Raw genomic sequence first — 17,928 nt, 5'->3', positions numbered from 1 at the left:
TATGACGAGGACGAGGTCGAGGACATCCAGACCATCGCCATGGTCCTGGCCGAAACCGTCGCCTCGGGCGAACTGCTGGGCCAGGAGGAGCTGCGCGACATCGAGGTGGCGCCGCACCGGCCCGAGCGGCTGAAGGGCCAGCGGTTCGCCGAAGGCCTGGCCATCGGCCATGTCGTCCTGCACGAGGCGCCCCTGCCGCCCGAACGGCTGCTGGCCGAGAACCAGCAGGTCGAGGAGATCCGCCTGCGCGAGGCGCTGATCACCCTGAAGGCCGGCATCGACGCCATGCTGGACGGCGGTCAGGGCAAGCTGGCGGGCCAGTCGTTCGAGGTGCTGGAGACCTATCGAATGTTCGCCGACGACCGGGGCTGGAACCGGTCGCTGGAAGAGGCGGTGCGCGGCGGCCTGACGGCCGAGGCGGCGGTCGACCGGGTGCGCAACGAACACCGCGCCCGCTTCGCCCAGGCGCGCGACCCCTACATCAAGGAACGGCTGCACGACTTCGAGGACCTGGCCAACCGGCTGCTGCGGGTGCTGGCGGGCGACAAGCCGGGCGACCGCGACCTGCCGGACGACGCCATATTGGTGGCCCGCAACCTGGGTCCCGCCGACCTGCTGGAGTATCCGCGTCACCGCATCCGCGGCCTGTTGCTGGAGGAAGGCTCGGCCGCCAGCCATGCGGCCATCGTCGCCCGCGCCCTGCAAATCCCCTGCGTCGGCCGCCTGATGGGGGTGCGGGACCGCCTGAGCGAAGGCGATCTGGTCATCGTCGACGGCGAGACCGGCGAGACCTATTTGCGGCCCCGTCCCGACATGATCGCGGCGGTCAAGTCGCGCATGGTCGTGCGCGGTCAGCGCCAGGCCGAGTTCGCCGCCCTGCGCGACACCCCCGCGGTGACCCTGGACGGCACGCGCATCACCCTGATGACCAACGCCGGTCTGGCCGTCGATCTGGAGAATCTGAGGGAGACGGGCGCCGAGGGCATCGGCCTGTTCCGCACCGAATTCCAGTTCATGGTCTCCGAGGAGCTGCCGCGCCTGGACAGCCAGACGGCCCTGTACAAGCTAGTGCTGGACGCGGCGGGCGACCGGCCCGTCATCTTCCGCACCCTGGATATCGGCGGCGACAAGGTGCTGCCGTACATGGAGACCACCGAGCGGGAGGAGAATCCGGCCCTGGGCCGCCGCGCCATCCGCCTGGGCCTGGACCGGCCCAGCTTGCTGCGGCTGCAATTGCGGGCCTTGCTGGCGGCGGCGGCGGGGCGCGAGCTGCGCGTCATGTTCCCGATGATCGCCACGGTCGACGAATTCCGGGCCGCGCGCGAACTGGTCGACATCGAATGCGATTGGGCGCGTCGCCGGGGCCGCCCGTTGCCGGAGCTGCTGCGCGTCGGGGCCATGATCGAATGCCCCAGTCTGTTGTGGCACCTGGACGCCCTGCTGCCGCTGACCGACTTCGTCTCGATCGGGTCCAACGACCTGTTCCAGTACATGTACGCCGCCGACCGGACCAATCCGCTGGTCGCCGACCGCTATGATCCGCTGTCGCCCCCGGCCCTGCGCGCGCTTCAGGCCATTCAGACCGCCTGCGCCGAGACGGGCACGCCGGTTTCGGTCTGCGGCGAACTGGCCGGACGGCCGCTGGAGGCCTTCGCCCTGGTCGCCCTGGGCTTCACCCGGCTTTCGGCCCCGGCGGGCGGGGTGGGACCGGTCAAGCGCATGATTCTGTCGGCTGATCTGCCCGCCGCCAAGAAGGGGATGCAGACCCTGCTCGGCTCGTCCGCCGGCTCGATCCGCAACGAACTGGAAAGCCTGGCCCGCAAGTTGAACGTCGCTCTCTGAGGCGTCCCGCTCCGGCACAGGCCGGCGGCTGCGGAACGCGGTTAACAGAGCGTTGATCGGGCGGCTGAAATGAGTTATCCACAAGACCGTTTTTCGGGGTCTCCGGGGGGAGACCCGATCCGTCACGATGGCGTGCTATCGAATGACGGGTTGCGGTCGAGTACGGCGCGGATGGGTTTCGCCATCCCCGCGCCGAGTGTGGGGTCGGGCGTCATGGCGCTGGATACGGGGAATGTCCCCGAAGAGTTTCGGAACCATCCCGACTGGAAGGACCCCGTGCCGTCCGTGACCGACGCCGCGACTCTGGGGGACGGCCTGCGCCAGGCGCGCGAGCTGTCGGGCCGGTCTCTGGCCGAACTGTCCGTCGCCACCCGCGTCCACACCCGCTATCTGATCGCCCTGGAGCAGAACGACTGGTCGTCGCTGCCGTCGCGCGTCTTCTCGATCGGCTATGTGCGCGCCTACGCCGGCGCCCTGGGTCTGGACGAACAGCTCGCGGTCGAGCGGTTCAAGCGCGAATGCCCTGATCCTTCGGTGCCGTTGCAGCCGCCGGTCGGCGTCGCCTTCGAAGAGGTGCGCCGCTATTCCCCCCGCGTGATCGGCGCGGCGGCCATGATCGCCGTGGCGGTGCTGGGCTGGAACGTGCTTCAGCGCGTCAATCTGATGCGCGCGCCGTCGCCGTCGGACATCGTCTCCATTCCCGAGAGCTGGACCCTGGGCGCCGTGCCCGGCCAGGCGGTCGGCCTGACCGCCCCGCGCGCCGCGCCGCCGGACCAGACCATTCCCGCCCTCTATGTCACGCCCGGTCTGGAGGCCCAGTTGACCGGCGTCGATCCGGCCGACGCCCAGGCCGTGGCCGCAGCCGCCGCGGCCAACGCCGGGCCGGTGCAAAAGGCCTTCAATCCGCGCGGCGCCGTCTATGGCGCCTCGGCCACCGCCTCGCAGGTGGTGATCCAGGCCAGAAAGGCCGCCAGCCTGGTGGTCAGCATGGCCGACGGCCGGGTGCTGTTCGCGCGCCAACTGAGCGCGGGCGAGGCCTGGCGCGCTCCGGCCGGGGTGACGGCCACCATCGTCGCCTCCGAGCCGACGGCCTTCGACGTCTATCTGAACGGTGAGCACGGCGGAGGGCTGCCTGCGGCCCAAACCTCGTTGCAGCAGTTGAACGCCCGCGCCGCCGTCATGGCGCGCCAGATGGCCGCCAGCGCCGAGGCCGCCCGCGCCGCCGCCGCCCAGGCGACCCTGTCGGCCATCGCGCCCACGGCCCAGGCCGCCACGCCCGCCCCCGCGCCCCGCGCCTCGGCGACGTCCGGTCCCGTGCCCTATAATTCCGTGGCCCAGCCCGTCGGGTGAGATCGCGTGACCGGTGGCCGCGCGCCGCCGGATCGCCTATAGACGCGGCGACATGAGCGACCCCTCAGCCCTCGGCCACATCCGCCCCTGGCGCCATATCGAGCGCCGCCAGAGCCGCCGGATCATGGTCGGCGCCGTGCCCGTGGGCGGCGACGCGCCGATCACCGTCCAGTCGATGACCAACACCCCGACCTCAGACGCCGGGGCGACCATCGACCAGATCCGCCGACTCGAAGAGGCGGGCGCCGACATCGTGCGCGTGTCGTGCCCCGATGAAGACTCCACCGCCGCCTTCAAGACCATCGCCCGCGAGGCCAGGGTCCCGCTGGTCGCCGACATCCATTTCCACTACCGGCGGGGCGTCGAGGCGGCCCAGGCGGGCGCGGCCTGCTTGCGCATCAACCCCGGCAACATCGGTTCGCCCGACCGCGTGCGCGAGGTCATCCAGGCGGCCAAGGATCACGGCTGCTCCATGCGCATCGGCGTCAACGCCGGTTCGTTGGAGAAGGAGCTGCTGGAGAAATACGGCGAGCCGTGCCCCGAGGCCATGGTCGAGAGCGCGCTGAACCACGCCCGCATCCTGCAGGACCACGACTTCCACGAGTTCAAGATTTCGGTGAAGGCGTCCGACCCCTTCCTGACCGTCGCCGCCTATCACCAGTTGGCCGAGGCCATCGACTGCCCGCTGCACGTCGGGGTGACCGAGGCGGGACCGCTTCGCACCGGCACGATCAAATCGTCCATCGCCATGGGCAATCTGTTGTGGGCCGGGATCGGCGACACCATCCGCGTGTCCCTGGCCGCCGATCCGGTCGAGGAGATCAAGGTCGGCTTCGACATCCTGAAGTCGCTGGGCCTGCGCCATCGAGGGGTGAACATCATCGCCTGCCCGTCCTGCGCGCGTCAGGGTTTCGACGTCATCTCGACCGTGGCGGTGCTGGAGGAACGGCTGGCCCATGTCTCGACGCCCCTGTCGCTGTCGATCATCGGCTGCGTGGTGAACGGGCCGGGCGAGGCCCTGTACACCGACGTCGGCTTCACCGGCGGCGGCAAGGGGGCGGGCATGGTCTATCTGAACGGCGCCATCGCCTTCAAACAGGACAATGCGGGGATGATCGACCGCATCGTCGATCTGGTCGAACAGAAGGCCGCCGAACTGGACGCCGCGCGGCGGACCGAGACGGCGGAGTAGCGGCCGCCGGTCGGTTGCGGGCCGACGCCCAGAGGCGCATTATCCGTTTCATGGCCAAACTGGACCCCATCGTCAGCGAGTTCGCGACCACGGAAGAGGCCGAGGCGCATGACGCCTGGGTGAGAGCCAAGGTGCGCGAGGCGCTGGCCGATACACGACCGCCTGTGCCGCACGACCAGGCGGTGGCCCGTATTGACGCCGTCCTGGCCAAATTCGAGAAAAAGGCCTGATGCTTCCAACCGTCTGGTCGGAGACGGCGACGACCGACATGGAGCAGTTGATCGCCTATCTCGGTGAGCAGAACCCGCGCGCCGCGAGGATGGTCCGTAATCTGATCGTCGATGCCGCCGAGCGGTTGGGCGTCTATCCGCACATGTATCGTGTCGGACGTGAGCCGGACACACGCGAAGCGGTGGTCCATCCCAACTATATCCTCATCTATCGTGTCGAACTCGATGCAGTGCGCCTGCTGCGGGTCGTACACGCCACACAACGGTACCCATGAAACTCTACATCACCATCCCGTCTCCCTTCGCCCGCAAATGCCGGATCGTCGCGCGTGAGAAGGGGCTGGCGGATCGGGTCGAGGAGGTGGTGGTCGATCTGTACGGCGCCGCGCCCGAGCTGGCGGCCCTGAATCCGGTCGATCAGGTGCCCACTCTGATCGCTGAGGACGGCCTGCCGTTGAACAACAGTCCGGTGATCTGCGAATATCTGGACCGGCTGGGATCGGGGGCCGTGCTGCTGCCCGAGGCGGGACCGGAACGGTGGGCGGTCAAGCGGGTCGAGACGCTGGGGAACGCCGCCTTGGAGATGGGCGTCAAATGGGTGCTGGAGAAGCGTCGGCCCGAGGATGAGCGCTCGCAGGCCTGGATGGACCGCTGGTCGAACCGCATGGGCCGGTGCCTGAATGCGCTGGAGACCGCCGACTTGTCGGCAGATCGTCTGGACATGGGGGTGATCACCGCCGGTTGCGCCGTCACTTGGATCAGCTTCCGCCACCCCGAGTTCGACTGGAAGACCGGACGGCCCAGGCTGGTCGCGCTTCAGGCCGCCCTGGAGGCGCGGCCCAGCTTCGCCGACACCCGGCCTGACGCCGTCGGCTAGAGGACGCCGGCCAGTTGCAGGCCCTGGAAGGCCGCCAACGCGATGAGCAGAAGGCCGACCGCATAGGTCAGGACCTTGCGCGGGATCCGTTTGACGATCCAGCCCGCGAAGGGCGCCGCGATCAGGCCGCCGACGACAAGACCGGCCACGGCCGCGCCCTGGCTCTTCAACGCGCCCGCCTCGGCCCAGTGGCCGGTGACCAGGCTCCAGACGAAGGTGGCTGAGATGGCGACGGTCAGGAAGAATTCGGCCGTATTGACCGTGCCGATGGCGCGGCGCGGCTCGCCCCCCGCCCCGACCATGGCCGATGACACCGTCGATCCCCAGCCGCCGCCGCCGACGGCGTCCAGGAAGCCGCCGACCAACCCCATCGGCCAGGTCAGCAACGACGGCAGACGGCGCGGCCGGATGTCGTGCCCGGCGCGCCACAGGATCCAGGCCCCGACCAGGGCCAGATAGGCCACGACGAACGGCTTGATGACGGCGCCGTCGATCCCGGTCAGCAGATAGGCGCCCAGGACGCCGCCGATGATCCCGGCGACGACCAGCGGCCGCAGCAGCCGCCAGTCGACGTTCTTGTGCATGATGTGGCTGGTCGCCGAGGCGCCGGTGGTGAAGACCTCGGCGGCGTGGACGCTGGCCGAGGCCATGGCGGGGGGCACGCCGAACGCCAGCAGCACCGACGACGAAATGACGCCGTAGGCCATGCCCAGGGCGCCGTCGACGGCCTGGGCCAGGATGCCGACCAACAGAAAGAGCAGAAAGACGTCCAAGACGGACCCATGGTTGAGGCGGCAAGGGAGGATTCGCCAGGGCGCACAATGACGCGGAACGGCGACGGTTGCGATCACGCGTTCGACAGGGCGTCGGCCGCCCGCTAGGAAGCGCCTGCGCTGCCACAGGATTCCCGACTTGCGACTGCCCCAGGCCCGGCTCGATCAGGTGCTCGACCGCTTCCACGAGGTGGAGGCGCGCATGGGCGCGGCCACGGACGGCCAGGAGATCGTGCGCCTGTCCAAGGAGCACGCCGAGATCAAGCCCGTGGCCGACGCCGTCGCCCGCCTGGCCAAGGCCCGCGCCGATCTGGCCGATCTGGAGATCATGGCGGCCGATCCCGAAATGGCCGAGATGGCGGCGCTGGAGCGGGACGTCCTGGACGACCGCCTGCCGGTGCTGGAGCGTGAGGTGGCCCTGCTGCTGGCCCCGCGCGACGCCGACGAGAACGCCTCGGCCGTGCTGGAGGTCCGCGCGGGCACCGGCGGCGACGAGGCGGCCCTGTTCGCCGGCGACCTGTTCCGCATGTATTCGCGCTACGCCTCGACCCTGGGCTGGCGCGTCGAGATCGACAGCGTCTCGGAAGGCGATGCGGGCGGCTATAAAGAGATCATCGCCACCGTCACCGGCGACGGTGTCTTCGGCCGGCTGAAGTTCGAGAGCGGCGTGCACCGGGTCCAGCGCGTGCCGGTGACCGAGGCGGGCGGGCGCATCCACACCTCGGCCGCCACCGTCGCCGTCTTGCCCGAGGTCGAGGACGTGGAGATCGAGATCCACGACAAGGACATCCGCATCGACACCTTCCGGTCGTCCGGCTCGGGCGGCCAGCACGTCAACAAGACCGATTCGGCGGTGCGCATCACCCACCTGCCCACCGGCATCGTCACCACCAGTTCGGAAAAGTCCCAGCACGTGAACCGGGACAAGGCTATGAAGGCGCTGCGCATCCGCCTGTACGACCAGCAACGCCAGGCCAAGGATCTGGCCCGTTCCGACGCGCGCAAGTCCCAGGTCGGCTCGGGCGACCGGTCGGAACGCATCCGCACCTACAACTTCCCGCAAGGGCGGGTGACCGACCACCGCATCGGCCTGACCCTGCACAGTCTGCCGCAGATATTGGAGGGTGACCTCGACGCCCTGCTGAACGCCCTGATCGCCGAGGACCAGGCGGCGCGCCTGGCGGATCTGGAGGCGGAGTTCGGCTAAGGCCGTAGCTTGGCCCGGCGCTTCAGCAGACGGTCGGACAGGGCCTCGGCGTGTTTCAAGGTGAAGGCCAGGGCGGCGGGATTGCCGCGCCGGGGACCCACGGTGTCGGCCACAACGGCCCCGCGTTCGCCGATGGGACGAGGATCGCCCGTGGTGGTGTCGATCGCCGTCTGGTGCTCGATCTCGGCGTTCAGCTCGGCTCCCATCAGCACGATCTGAACCGACAGCCAGGTCCACAGCAGAAAGCCCATCATGGCCGCCAGCGGGCCGTAGGAGGCGGTGCGCACGAAGGTCTGCAGATACCAACTGAACGCCAGCGACAGCACCAGGCTGAGCAGGGCGGCGGCGATCGCGCCGGGGATCAGCCAGCGCCAGCGCGCCCGCTCTCGGCACGGCCCGATGCGATAGGCCAGGGTCAGGGCCGCGCCATAGACGAACAGCAACACCGGCCAGCGCAGCGGGGTCAGATGCGCCCATTCCTCGGCCAGGCCGAACGTCCCCAGCACCAGCGGCGCCCCCACCACCAGGGCCGCTGACAGCAAGACCGCCGCCAGTCCAGAGACGGTGAAGGCCATGCAGATCAGATTGTACCGGATCGGGTGGCGCCGCTCGACCTCGTGATAGGCGATGTTCAGGCCGTAGAAGAGCACCTTGACCGCCCCGTTGGCGGTCCACAGCGACAACAGCAGGGTCCAGACCAGGGTGAAGGTCAGTTGGCCGGTCGAATCCTGGGCCAGGCGCTGCATCTCGCCGCCGATGAACTCGGCCACGCCCGGCGGCAGGACGCCGTACAGGAAATGCAGCCGCGCCACCGCGTCCGTCGGGTCGGCGAACAGGCCGTAGATCGTCACCAGCGCCGCCAGGGTCGGAAACAGCGACAGCATGACGAAGAAGGTCACGCCCCCGGCGACGAAGCCGACCCGGTCGCCGAAATAGCTGGCGCCCCAGCGCCACAGGATGTCGGTCCAACCCTTTCTCGGAATCTCTCGGGGCCGGGTCGCCAAGCGGCCGCGCCCCGGCTCTTGGGCGTCGAAATCCTCGGGCGTGGGCGGTGCGGGCGGCGCGGGGGCGGGGCGTTCGCGGCGCAGTTCGACGCCGTACCGATGGCCGTGACGATAGACCAGGTGCGCGGCCCCAGCCCCCGCCGCCAGCCCGCCCGCAGCGGCCGCGATCCACGCCCAGGGTCCGAGGGGTTTCGCGTGTTTCGGCTTCAGACTCATCCCCGGCATCTCCGACTGAACGGCCCAGCCTGTGCGGCGTTCCGCTTGCAAAGCTCGCGCCGCCACGCCAAGTGCGCCCTATGACCGACACGCCCACTCTTCTGACCGCCTGGAAGGCCGCGCAAGCCCTGTTGAAGGCCGGCCGCATCGACAGCCCGTCGATCGACGCCCGCCTGTTGCTGGAGGCCGCGACCGGCGCCAGCCGCACCGACATCCTGACCGACCCCTATCGCGCGGTGACGCCCGAACAGCAGGCCGAGCTGGACGGCTATGTCGAACGCCGCCTGCGGCGCGAACCGGTGTCGCGCATCCTAGGCAAGAAGGGCTTTTGGAAGATCATGCTGAACGTCACGCCCGACGTGCTCAGCCCCCGGCCGGACACCGAGGCCATCCTGGACGTCGCCCTGCTGCATCATGCCCCGAACGAGGCCTTCACCGTGCTGGACATGGGCACGGGGTCGGGCGCGATCCTGTTGGCTATCCTGGCCGAGCGGGCGGGCGCGCGCGGCGTGGGCACCGACGTCTCGACCGAGGCCCTGGCGGTGGCGCGCGAGAACGCGGCCAATCTGGGACTGGGCGAACGTTGCGACTTCCTGCGCACCGAATGGGCGGCGGGCCTGGCCGACCACAGTTTCGATCTGGTGGTGTCGAACCCGCCCTATATCCCGTCCGACGACATCGACGGTCTGGACCCCGAGGTGAAGGACCACGACCCGCGCCTGGCGCTGGACGGCGGTCCCGACGGCCTGACCGCCTATCGCGAACTGGTTCCCGAGATCGCCCGCGTGATGAAGCCCGGCGGGGTCTTCGCCGTCGAGATCGGTTGGGATCAGGGCGCGGCGGTCAGCGCCCTGTTCCGTGAGGCGGGGTTCCAGGACGTGAAGGTGGTCAAGGACCTGTCCGACCGCGACCGCGTGGTCACCAACGGCCCGGACCCCCGGACCAATCCGATCCCGAAGATGTAGAGATCGTATTTCTTCGTGGGTCGCTCCCATTTGATCCTCCCCAGCGAAGCGGGGGAGGGGGACCGCCGTAGGCGGTGGAGGGGGCGAGTTCACGTGCGGTGTCTGGGGTCGCCCCCTCCACCACTTCGTGGTCCCCCTCCCCCGTCAAGAACGGGGGAGGATCTGTCAGTCAGACCCTAGTCGCGCAGCAGTTCGTTGACGCCGGTCTTGGCGCGGGTCTGGGCGTCGACGCGCTTGACGATGACGGCGCAGTACAGGCTCGGCCCGCCGTTCGGATCGGGCAGGGCGCCCGGCACGACGACGGAATAGGCCGGCACCTCGCCGCGGAAGACCTCGCCGGTGGCGCGGTCGACGATCTTGGTCGAGCCGGACAGATAGACGCCCATGGCCAGGACCGCACCTTCGCGCACGATCACGCCCTCGGCCACCTCGGCGCGAGCGCCGATGAAACAGCCGTCCTCGATGATGGTGGGATTGGCCTGGAGCGGCTCCAGCACCCCGCCGATGCCCGCCCCGCCGGACAGGTGCACGTTCTTGCCGATCTGGGCGCAGGAGCCGACCGTGGCCCAGGCGTCGACCATGGAGCCTTCGTCGACATAGGCGCCGATGTTCACGAAGCTGGGCATCAGCACGACGTTTCTGGCGATGAAGGCGCCCTGACGGACGATGGCGCCGGGGACCGAGCGGAAGCCCGCGTCCTGATAGTCAGAGGCCATCCAGTCCCCGAACTTGTTGGGCACCTTGTCGTACCAGGGACCGACGCCGGGGGCGTGGCTGAGAGCGCCGCGATCGCCAGGACGCAGGATCTGGTTGTCGTTCAGGCGGAAGGACAGAAGCACCGCCTTCTTCAGCCACTGATGCGTGGTCCAGACGCCGTCTGCGCCGCGTGAGGCCACGCGGGCCTGGCCGGAATCGAGCAGGGCCAGGGCCTGTTCGACGGCGTGGCGGACTTCGCCGTGGGTGGCGGCCGAGACGGCGGCGCGGTCTTCCCAGGCCGTCTCGATGACGGATTCCAGATGCGACAGATCGGTCATGCGGCGGCGTCCTTGAAGGTCAGGTCGGTCAGGAAGTCTAATAGATCGGGCGCCATGTGGTCGATGTGGTCGCCCAGGGGCTTGCCGTGGCCGTCGCCGATCAGGACGGTGGTCATGCCCAGGGCCTTGGCCGGTTCCAGATTGCGCGGCGTGTCCTCGAAGAAGACGGCGCTGCGCGGCTCGAAGCCGAACCGTTCGATCAGGTGGCGAAAGGTCGAGGGCGCCGGCTTGGGCGTCAGGTCGGCGTCCTCGATGGCGAAGAGACCGTCGAAACAGTCCGTGACCCCCAACCGGTCCAGCACCCGCCCCGCATAGTCGCGCGCACCGTTGGTGAAGACCAGGCGGCGGCCGGGCAGGCGCTTCAGTTGTTCGGCCAGGCGCGGGTTCGGCTCCAGCCCGTCCATCGGCACGTCGTGGACGTCGTGCAGGAAATGCTCGGGGTCGATGGTGTAGTTGGCCATCAGGCCCGCCAGGGTGGTGCCGTGCTCATCCAGGAACTGGCGTTGCAGCACGCGGGCCGAGGCGGGGTCCAGACCCACGGCCTCGACGACATAGGCGTTGATCCGCGCCTGGACCAGCGACATCAGCCCCTGTTCGCGCGGGTACAGGGTGTCGTCCACGTCGAACACCCAGACCGAGACGTGAGACAGGTCGGTCAAGAGGCCTTCACTCCCTTCGGGTTCCGGCTCACGCCTTCACCAGGGTCCCGGCGCCGTGTTCGGTGAACAGCTCCACCAGCATGGCGTGGGGACGGCGGCCGTCCAGGATGACCACGGCCTCGACGCCCGCGCGGACGGCGGCCATGGCCGTCTCCAGCTTGGGGATCATGCCGCCGGTGGCGACGCCCGTGTCGATCAGCGCCTGCGCTTCGCCCAGCGTCATCTGGCGGATCAGTTCGCCATTGGCGTCCTTCACGCCTTCCACGTCGGTCAGCATCAGCATGCGTTTGGCGTTCAGCGCCCCAGCCACGGCCCCGGCCACGGTGTCGGCGTTGACGTTGAAGGTCTGGCCGTCCTCGGACACGCCGATGGGGGCGATCACCGGCACCCAGTCGGCGTCGGATTCCAACAGCCGTTGCACCAGTTTGGCGTCCACCTTGGTCGGTTCGCCGACGAAGCCCAGATCGACCTCGTGTTCGATCATGCTGTCGGGGTCGCGCTTGGTGCGACGGGTCTTCTCGACCGTCAGCAGACCGGCGTCCTTGCCCGACAGGCCGACGCCGCGCACGTCGGCCTCCTTGCCCGCCAGGGTGATCCAGGCGGCGATCTCTTTGTTGACCGCGCCGGACAGGACCATTTCGGCCACCTGCATGGTGTCGGCGTCGGTGACGCGCAGGCCGTCGACGAAGGACGACTTGACCCCCGCCTTGTCCAGCATGGCGCTGATCTGGGGTCCGCCGCCGTGGACCACGACCGGGTTCACGCCCATCAGTTTCAGCAGCACCACATCGGCGGCGAACTGTTTGGCCACGGCGCTCTCGCCCATGGCGTGGCCGCCGTATTTGATGACCACGGTCTCGCGGTCATAGACCTGGATATAGGGCAGGGCCTCGGCCAGCGTCCTCGCCGTGGCCCAGCCGCGCTCTTCGGATTGGCGTTCGGTCTCTTGCATGAGCGGTGCGATAGCGCCGGGGGGCGGCGAAGTCACGATCAAACCGGGACGGTTTCGGGTCGTTGCCGCGAGGCGCAGGGCGGACGGGCAGGGACCGGGGAAACGGCGAACCCCTAGTCCGCGTCCGGGAACAGGGCGCAGGCGCGGTCGAACTCGGCGCGCAAGGCATCCAGGGCGCGATGCAGGTCGGCGTGCTCGCCATGGCGGGCCAGGTCCAAAAGGGCCGCGTGGGCGCGGGCGGCCAGGGCCGGAGGACGGCCTTCGCCGGGGGTCTGGCGGCGCAGGTCGGCGGTCAGGAAGGCGTCGACGGCCAGGGCCTGGTCCGAGGTCGGCGTCAGCGGGCGGTTCAGACGGGCGGCCATGCGGGCGGTCTCCGCCCGCCAGTCGGCGATGAAGCCGTCCCAGCCCATCAGGTGGCGGGGCAGGCCGCGGCTGGCCGCCTCGGCCTCCAGCACATGACGCAGCCACAGGCGCAGGGCGCGGGCCGGGTCCATGCCGTTGCGGGCGTTCAGACTGGCCGCGACCTCCAGCGGGTCGCGCACCGGTGCGACGATCCGGGGGGCGTAGCCGGCGCCTTCCAGCACGCGGCGCCAGAAGGGGAAGAAGCGGCAGATGCGGGGGTCCTTCAGCACGATGGCGTCCGCGTCGCCGAACTCGGCGTTCAGCACTCGCGCGGCCTCATCGGCCCAGGCCGGGTCGGACAGGGCCGCGCCGTCCAGACGCCGCCAGTCGTTCCACGACGATCCCGCCGCCGCCAGCAGACGGTCGTTGAAGGCGGTGACGACCTCGCTCTCCCAGAATCCCTTCGGATTGTCCTCGGCCGGGCGCATCAGGGTGCGGGGGGCGGCGGCGCCCAACAGGGCCAGGGTCCCGGCGACCGACGAGGTCCCGCTGCGATGCATGCCCAGCACCACATAGGCGATCCTGTCGGTCATGGTGTCTCCTCGCCCGTTCGCTCGCCTGATCGCAGACGCGGAGAGGCCGCGCAACGCCTGACGGGCGTCGTCGTCTTTCGCCCGTCATCGGCAAGGCGTAGAAGACCCGCCATGGCTCTGTATCCCGTCATCATGTGCGGCGGCGCCGGCACCCGTCTGTGGCCGGCCTCGCGTCCCTCGCGTCCCAAGCAGTTTCTGGCTCTGGCCGGGGAGCGGTCCCTGTTCCAGGAGACGGTGGCGCGATGCGCGCCCTTGGCCTCGGGCGCCGGGCGGTTGGTCGTGGTCGCGGGCGTACAGCACGCGGGCTGGATCGACCGGCAGTTGGCCGACCTGGGCGTCGAGGCGACGGTGCTGCTGGAGCCGGAGCCGAGGGATTCCGCCCCGGCCATGGCGGCGGCGGCGGCCTGGATCGCGCAGCGCGATCCCGAGGGTGTGGCCGCCTTCGTTGCCTCGGATCATTTCATTCCCGATCACGACGCCTTCCGCCGCGCGGTGCGCGAGGCGGCGGGCGCGGCCGAGACGGGCCGGATCGTGACCCTGGGCGTGCGGCCCCGGTCGCCGTCTTCGGCGTACGGATACATCAAACCCGCCGGACGCGGCCTGAGCGCGGTCGAAGCCTTCGTCGAAAAGCCCGACGAGACGACGGCCGAAGCCCACATCGGCGCCGGCTATCTGTGGAACAGCGGCAATTTCATCGTCTCGGCCCAGACCCTGGTCGAACAGTTGGACCGCCACGAACCCGAGGTGTTGAAGGCGGCCCGCGCCGCCCTGCCGGAAGGCGAAGCGACGCTGTTGGCCGAGGTGTTTCGCACGGCGCCCAAGATCTCGATCGACTACGCCGTGATGGAGAAGACCGACGTCGCCAGCGTGCTGGAGGTCGATTTTGAATGGTCGGACCTGGGGGCCTGGGACGCCATCGCGGCGACCGGCGCCGGCACGGCCGGAGCGCAGGTGGTGGGCGACAGCGAAAACTGCCTGATCCGCGCGCCCGAAGGCATGGTGGTGGCCGCCGTCGGCGTGCGCGGCCTAGCCATCATCGTCGAGAAGGATGCGGTCCTGGTCTGCGATCTGCGTCGCGCCCAGGACGTCAAGGGCGTGGTCGAGACCCTGAAAGCCGTGGCGCCGGGGCGGCTGGACTTCGAGGTCGAGACGGAACGGCCCGAGACCGAAATCCTGCAATAGGCCGCGGGCCGCCTGGGAGTCAGCCGCCCCGACGCCCGAACAGCCGCACCCCGTGGCAGCCGCCGTGGTCGGTGTGCTCCAGGAACACCGTCTCGACGCCGTGGTCGGTCAGCAGCGACATCAGCCGGTTCAGGTCGTAGTCGTACATCATCATGGCGCCGGGCGGATGCGGGGTCTGATCCATAACGCGCAGGGTCTCGCCGTCCCAGCTCGCGCGGCGGATCGGTTCGGCGACGGCGCCGATGAAGGCTTCGTCCTTGAACAGGGTGAACTGCACCGACACCACGCCGCCGGGGTTCAGGCGGCCCAACAGGTCGGCGAACAGACCATAGCCGCGCGCCGGGGGGATGTGCTGGAAGACGATGACCGAGTTGATCCAGTCGAACGTCTGGTCGCTCAACCGATCCGTATAGGTGATGTTGGGCAGGCGATGGCGGTTGGCCTCGGCCAACATGCCGGGCGAGACATCGACGCCGGTGACGCGGTCGCAGACCTCGGCCAGGGCGCGGGTCAGACGGCCGACGCCGCAGCCGAAATCGACCGCGTGACCGGCCTGGAAGTCGCCGAAATGAGCGATCAGGATACGCCGCAGATACTGAATTTCCTCGACGCCCGAGGCCCAGAACTCGGCCAGCACGTCCGGCGTCAGATTGCGGCGCAGGAATTTCTCGTGGCTGAAGACGCCGAAGAAGGGTTCGTCGTCGCCCAATATGGCCCAGTCGGCGTCTGTTTCCCTCATCGACATCAGACCGTTCCCTGGCTCGACCGCGACGTGCGCACGCGCGGTCCTGCCTAGAGGCTCGGGCCGGTTCGGGCAAGAAAGCCCGCGAACTTGACCAGGCGGGGCAAATGGCGGCGAACTTCGATGACGGCCGCGCGACGGCCGACGGGGAGAGGGACCGCCATGCACAGAACCATCATCGCCTCGGCGGCCGTGTTGTTGTGTCTGGCCGGGGCGGCGGGCGCGCAGGACGCGGCCTCCATCTCGCCCCAGCAGGCGGTCGCGGCGCGCAAGGCCGGCATGGGAATGTCGGGCGCGCTGATGTCGTCGATGAAGGCGGCGATCGACGCCCAGGCCTCGCCGCGCGGCCAGGCCTTCGCCGCCGGGTCCCTGGCGCGATGGGGGCGGGCCATGCCGGGGGTCTTCCCGGCGGGCAGCGGTCAGGCCGAGCTGGGCGAGGACGCCACCGACGCCAGGGCCGCGATCTGGACCGCGCGGGCGGACTTCGAGACCAAGGCCGCCACGTTCACGACGGCGGCGATGCGGCTGCAGGAGTTGGCGCGGGCCGACGACGCGGCGGGCTTCGCCGCCCAATGGACCGAGGTGCGCGCCGCCTGCCAGGCCTGTCACGACGCCTATAAGGCCGACTGACGCTTTGCGGCGGACGACGGGCGGGCTAAGCCTGACCCATGCCCGAACTTCCCGAGGTCGAGACCGTCCGGCGCGGGCTGGAGCCTGTGCTGGAGGGCGCGCGTCTGAGCCGCGTGCGCCAGAACCGCCCCGACCTGCGCTTTCCTTTTCCTGACCGGTTCGTCGAACGGCTGGACGGGGCGACGGTGCTGCGGTTGGACCGACGGGCGAAATATCTGCTGTTTCCCCTGTCGACCGGCGAGACCTGGGTGACCCATCTGGGCATGACCGGCCGCTTCACCCTGGAAGGGCGCGAGGTCGGCGCGTTCGAGGACGAGGCGCCGTCCGGCGGCAAGCATGAGCACGTCAGCCTGTCGGCGATGAAGGACGGAGCTGTGACCCGGCTGGGCTTCGCCGATGCGCGGCGGTTCGGCTTCATGGGACTGATCCCGACCGACCAGGTCGAGGCGCATCCGTGGTTCGCGGGCCTGGGACCCGAACCGCTGGGCAACGGGTTTTCGGCCGCGCATCTGGCGCAGGCGTTCAAGGGGCGCAAGCAGAACGTCAAGGTGTCGCTGCTGGACCAGAGGATCGTGGCGGGCCTGGGCAACATCTATGTGTGCGAGGCGCTGTATCGGGCGGGCGTCTCACCGCTGATCGCGGCGGGCCGGGTCTCACGGCCCAGGCTGGAGGTCCTGACCACGCAGATCCGCGAGGTGTTGAAGGACGCCATCGCGGCGGGCGGATCGACCCTGCGCGACTTCGCCAACGCCGAGGGCGGCCAAGGCTATTTCCAGCACAGTTTCGACGTCTATGGCCGCGAGGGCGAACCGTGCCGGAACCCGGCGTGCGCCGGAGAGGTCAGGCGGGTCGTCCAGGGCGGCCGCTCGACCTTCTGGTGCCCCTCGTGCCAGGCGCGCTGACATGAGCCATCGCATCATCCTGTTTCGCGGCATGAACACCGGCGGGGTGCGCGCGCCTGTGGCCGAGCAGCGGGCCATGGCCGAAAGGATGGGGCTGAAGAACCCGCGCACGCTTCTGGCCAGCGGCAATCTGGTGGTCGAGAGCACGAAGGCGACGGCGGCGCTGGAGACCGACATCGAGGCGGCGATGCAGGCGACCTTCGGCCTGAAGATCGCGGCCATGGCGCGAACGCCAAGGCAGTGGGCCGATTTGATCGCCGCCAATCCGTTCAAGGCCGAGGCGGAGGCGCAGCCGGCCAGGGCGCTGGTCATGGTGATGAAGGACGCGATCAGGCCCGGCGCGGTCGAGGCGTGTCGCGAATTGGCGGCGCCGGGCGAGCGGGTCGAGGCGGTGGACGGGACGCTCTATTTCTGGTTCCCGAACGGCCAGGGCGAGAGCGGCGTCTTCAAGAAGGCCACGCCGCGCATGCTGGGCATGGGCACGGGACGCAACTGGAACACGGTGCTGAAACTGGCCGATATGGTCGGGTTGTAGGGCGACAGCGACCATCTAGGATCGGCAGGCGCCGAACATGGCGAGATAGGCTTCATAGTTCGACCAGCGGAAACCCATCGGCGCGCGCCGGGCTTCCAACCGTTCGGGATCTTCGATGGGTTGAGGAACCATGCGGCCCGCGACGCAGTGCATCTGGGTGCCGTAGCGCTGTGGCCGCCCTTCCGCGACGGCGATTCGATCGTACATCAGGGCATATTCCGATCCCAACGCCTCACCACGCTCGACCATGGTCTCGATGGCGGGCAGGAACCGCTTCTGTTGGACAGAGTCGGAATGCTGGATGATCAGAAAGGCGCCGGTCGCGGCCTCCTGGCCATAGATGCGGCTGGAGAACCAGCCGTCTTCCGGGATCATCGCCAGCAAGGCGGTGATGTTCTGAGCGTTCAGCCGCGCCAATTCGCGATCGACCTCTGCACGGGCGGCGTCTGCTTCCGCTTCTGACAGTCCGTCGGAATCCAGATCGTGCACCGCCATCATCGGCGCCTGGTCGAGCTGGCGCATGACGATCAGACGCTCGCGGACGTCGGCGTCGGGCGGCAGGGCCTGAAGCTTCGCTTCGGCGTCCTGGACGGCGGTGGTGAAGGGCGCCAGGTGTGCACGCACCGCGGGCGAAAGGTCGGACAGGATCGCCAGTGCGGCTAGAATGTGTATGAGCATCAAACCCTCTCGACCGCCATCCG

Annotated in this window: 20 protein-coding genes; 12 read left to right on the top strand and 8 right to left on the bottom strand. The window is 69.3% G+C overall.

The genetic code is table 11. The features are described 5' to 3' along the window. The 6 genes from ptsP to V7D63_RS09300 form a co-directional block, all read left to right on the top strand. Window positions 1–1,842 (top strand): phosphoenolpyruvate--protein phosphotransferase (gene ptsP / locus V7D63_RS09325; protein ID WP_333591999.1); only part of this gene is annotated, 1,842 nt, incomplete at its 5' end. Between the two features lie 171 nt (window positions 1,843–2,013). Then, complete coding sequence (locus tag V7D63_RS09320) at window positions 2,014–3,192, top strand: helix-turn-helix domain-containing protein (RefSeq protein WP_333591998.1); 1,179 nt, start codon at window positions 2,014–2,016, stop codon at window positions 3,190–3,192. Between the two features lie 52 nt (window positions 3,193–3,244). Next, a complete protein-coding gene (gene ispG, locus V7D63_RS09315) occupies window positions 3,245–4,384 on the top strand; it encodes a flavodoxin-dependent (E)-4-hydroxy-3-methylbut-2-enyl-diphosphate synthase (protein WP_333591997.1) in 1,140 nt (379 codons plus the stop codon). A 50-nt stretch (window positions 4,385–4,434) separates the two neighbouring features. After that, window positions 4,435–4,614 carry a type II toxin-antitoxin system RelB family antitoxin gene (relB, locus tag V7D63_RS09310; RefSeq protein ID WP_333591996.1) on the top strand — a complete coding sequence of 60 codons (180 nt, stop codon included), beginning with the start codon at window positions 4,435–4,437 and terminating at the stop codon, window positions 4,612–4,614. Further along, window positions 4,614–4,889, top strand: a complete 276-nt coding sequence (locus V7D63_RS09305) for a type II toxin-antitoxin system RelE/ParE family toxin (protein WP_333591995.1) — start codon at window positions 4,614–4,616, stop codon at window positions 4,887–4,889. Before relB ends, V7D63_RS09305 begins: the two co-directional genes overlap by 1 nt. Continuing rightward, complete coding sequence (locus V7D63_RS09300) at window positions 4,886–5,491, top strand: glutathione S-transferase N-terminal domain-containing protein (protein ID WP_333591994.1); 606 nt, start codon at window positions 4,886–4,888, stop codon at window positions 5,489–5,491. Before V7D63_RS09305 ends, V7D63_RS09300 begins: the two co-directional genes overlap by 4 nt. Here the strand turns inward: V7D63_RS09300 and V7D63_RS09295 are convergent. Further along, on the bottom strand, window positions 5,488–6,264 hold the full coding sequence (locus tag V7D63_RS09295; protein ID WP_333591993.1) for a sulfite exporter TauE/SafE family protein: 777 nt from the start codon (window positions 6,262–6,264) through the stop codon (window positions 5,488–5,490). The genes V7D63_RS09300 and V7D63_RS09295 overlap by 4 nt on opposite strands. A 139-nt stretch (window positions 6,265–6,403) precedes the next feature. Between V7D63_RS09295 and prfA the strand changes: the two genes are divergently transcribed. Then, window positions 6,404–7,471: a peptide chain release factor 1 gene (gene prfA / locus V7D63_RS09290; protein WP_333591992.1), complete on the top strand. Its 1,068-nt coding sequence runs from the start codon at window positions 6,404–6,406 to the stop codon at window positions 7,469–7,471. Here prfA and V7D63_RS09285 read toward each other — a convergent pair. Further along, the gene (locus V7D63_RS09285) at window positions 7,468–8,691 is read right to left on the bottom strand and encodes a YihY/virulence factor BrkB family protein (protein ID WP_333591991.1); all 1,224 of its coding nucleotides are present in this window, start codon (window positions 8,689–8,691) and stop codon (window positions 7,468–7,470) included. The genes prfA and V7D63_RS09285 overlap by 4 nt on opposite strands. A gap of 80 nt (window positions 8,692–8,771) precedes the next feature. Between V7D63_RS09285 and prmC the strand changes: the two genes are divergently transcribed. Beyond that, window positions 8,772–9,656, top strand: coding sequence for a peptide chain release factor N(5)-glutamine methyltransferase (prmC, locus tag V7D63_RS09280; protein WP_333591990.1), 885 nt, complete (start codon window positions 8,772–8,774; stop codon window positions 9,654–9,656). Between the two features lie 176 nt (window positions 9,657–9,832). On the opposite strand, the gene dapD is transcribed toward prmC, so the two are convergent. The 4 genes from dapD to V7D63_RS09260 all read right to left on the bottom strand — a co-directional run bounded on the left by dapD (window position 9,833) and on the right by V7D63_RS09260 (window position 13,236). Then, complete coding sequence (gene dapD, locus V7D63_RS09275) at window positions 9,833–10,690, bottom strand: 2,3,4,5-tetrahydropyridine-2,6-dicarboxylate N-succinyltransferase (protein ID WP_333591989.1); 858 nt, start codon at window positions 10,688–10,690, stop codon at window positions 9,833–9,835. Continuing rightward, on the bottom strand, window positions 10,687–11,349 hold the full coding sequence (locus tag V7D63_RS09270; protein WP_333591988.1) for a pyrimidine 5'-nucleotidase: 663 nt from the start codon (window positions 11,347–11,349) through the stop codon (window positions 10,687–10,689). Before V7D63_RS09270 ends, dapD begins: the two co-directional genes overlap by 4 nt. A 28-nt stretch (window positions 11,350–11,377) precedes the next feature. Then, window positions 11,378–12,301, bottom strand: coding sequence for an acetylglutamate kinase (gene argB / locus V7D63_RS09265; RefSeq protein WP_333591987.1), 924 nt, complete (start codon window positions 12,299–12,301; stop codon window positions 11,378–11,380). 113 nt (window positions 12,302–12,414) lie between these two features. Continuing rightward, a complete protein-coding gene (locus tag V7D63_RS09260; RefSeq protein ID WP_333591986.1) occupies window positions 12,415–13,236 on the bottom strand; it encodes a sulfotransferase family protein in 822 nt (273 codons plus the stop codon). A 111-nt stretch (window positions 13,237–13,347) separates the two neighbouring features. On the opposite strand from V7D63_RS09260, the gene V7D63_RS09255 reads away from it, so the two are divergent. After that, on the top strand, window positions 13,348–14,418 hold the full coding sequence (locus tag V7D63_RS09255; protein ID WP_333591985.1) for a mannose-1-phosphate guanylyltransferase: 1,071 nt from the start codon (window positions 13,348–13,350) through the stop codon (window positions 14,416–14,418). Between the two features lie 19 nt (window positions 14,419–14,437). Here the strand turns inward: V7D63_RS09255 and V7D63_RS09250 are convergent, their stop codons facing one another. Next, complete coding sequence (locus tag V7D63_RS09250; RefSeq protein WP_333591984.1) at window positions 14,438–15,163, bottom strand: class I SAM-dependent methyltransferase; 726 nt, start codon at window positions 15,161–15,163, stop codon at window positions 14,438–14,440. A gap of 159 nt (window positions 15,164–15,322) precedes the next feature. On the opposite strand from V7D63_RS09250, the gene V7D63_RS09245 reads away from it, so the two are divergent. The 3 genes from V7D63_RS09245 to V7D63_RS09235 are packed head-to-tail and all read left to right on the top strand — an operon-like array spanning window position 15,323 to window position 17,227. Further along, window positions 15,323–15,790 carry a cytochrome c gene (locus V7D63_RS09245; RefSeq protein ID WP_333591983.1) on the top strand — a complete coding sequence of 156 codons (468 nt, stop codon included), beginning with the start codon at window positions 15,323–15,325 and terminating at the stop codon, window positions 15,788–15,790. A 38-nt stretch (window positions 15,791–15,828) separates the two neighbouring features. After that, window positions 15,829–16,692: a bifunctional DNA-formamidopyrimidine glycosylase/DNA-(apurinic or apyrimidinic site) lyase gene (mutM, locus tag V7D63_RS09240; protein ID WP_333591982.1), complete on the top strand. Its 864-nt coding sequence runs from the start codon at window positions 15,829–15,831 to the stop codon at window positions 16,690–16,692. A gap of 1 nt (window position 16,693) precedes the next feature. Next, a complete protein-coding gene (locus V7D63_RS09235) occupies window positions 16,694–17,227 on the top strand; it encodes a DUF1697 domain-containing protein (protein ID WP_333591981.1) in 534 nt (177 codons plus the stop codon). Window positions 17,228–17,242: 15 nt separating this feature from the next. Here V7D63_RS09235 and V7D63_RS09230 read toward each other — a convergent pair whose 3' ends face one another. Continuing rightward, entirely contained in the window at window positions 17,243–17,905 is a 663-nt protein-coding gene (locus tag V7D63_RS09230; protein WP_333591980.1) for a DUF6624 domain-containing protein, read from the bottom strand. Window positions 17,906–17,928: the final 23 nt, after the last annotated feature.

Origin of the sequence: Brevundimonas sp., from assembly GCF_036732845.1 — a bacterium.
Lineage (GTDB): Bacteria > Pseudomonadota > Alphaproteobacteria > Caulobacterales > Caulobacteraceae > Brevundimonas.
Note: the sequence above shows the minus strand (reverse complement) of the source record. Positions and strands in the feature narration are given on the sequence as shown.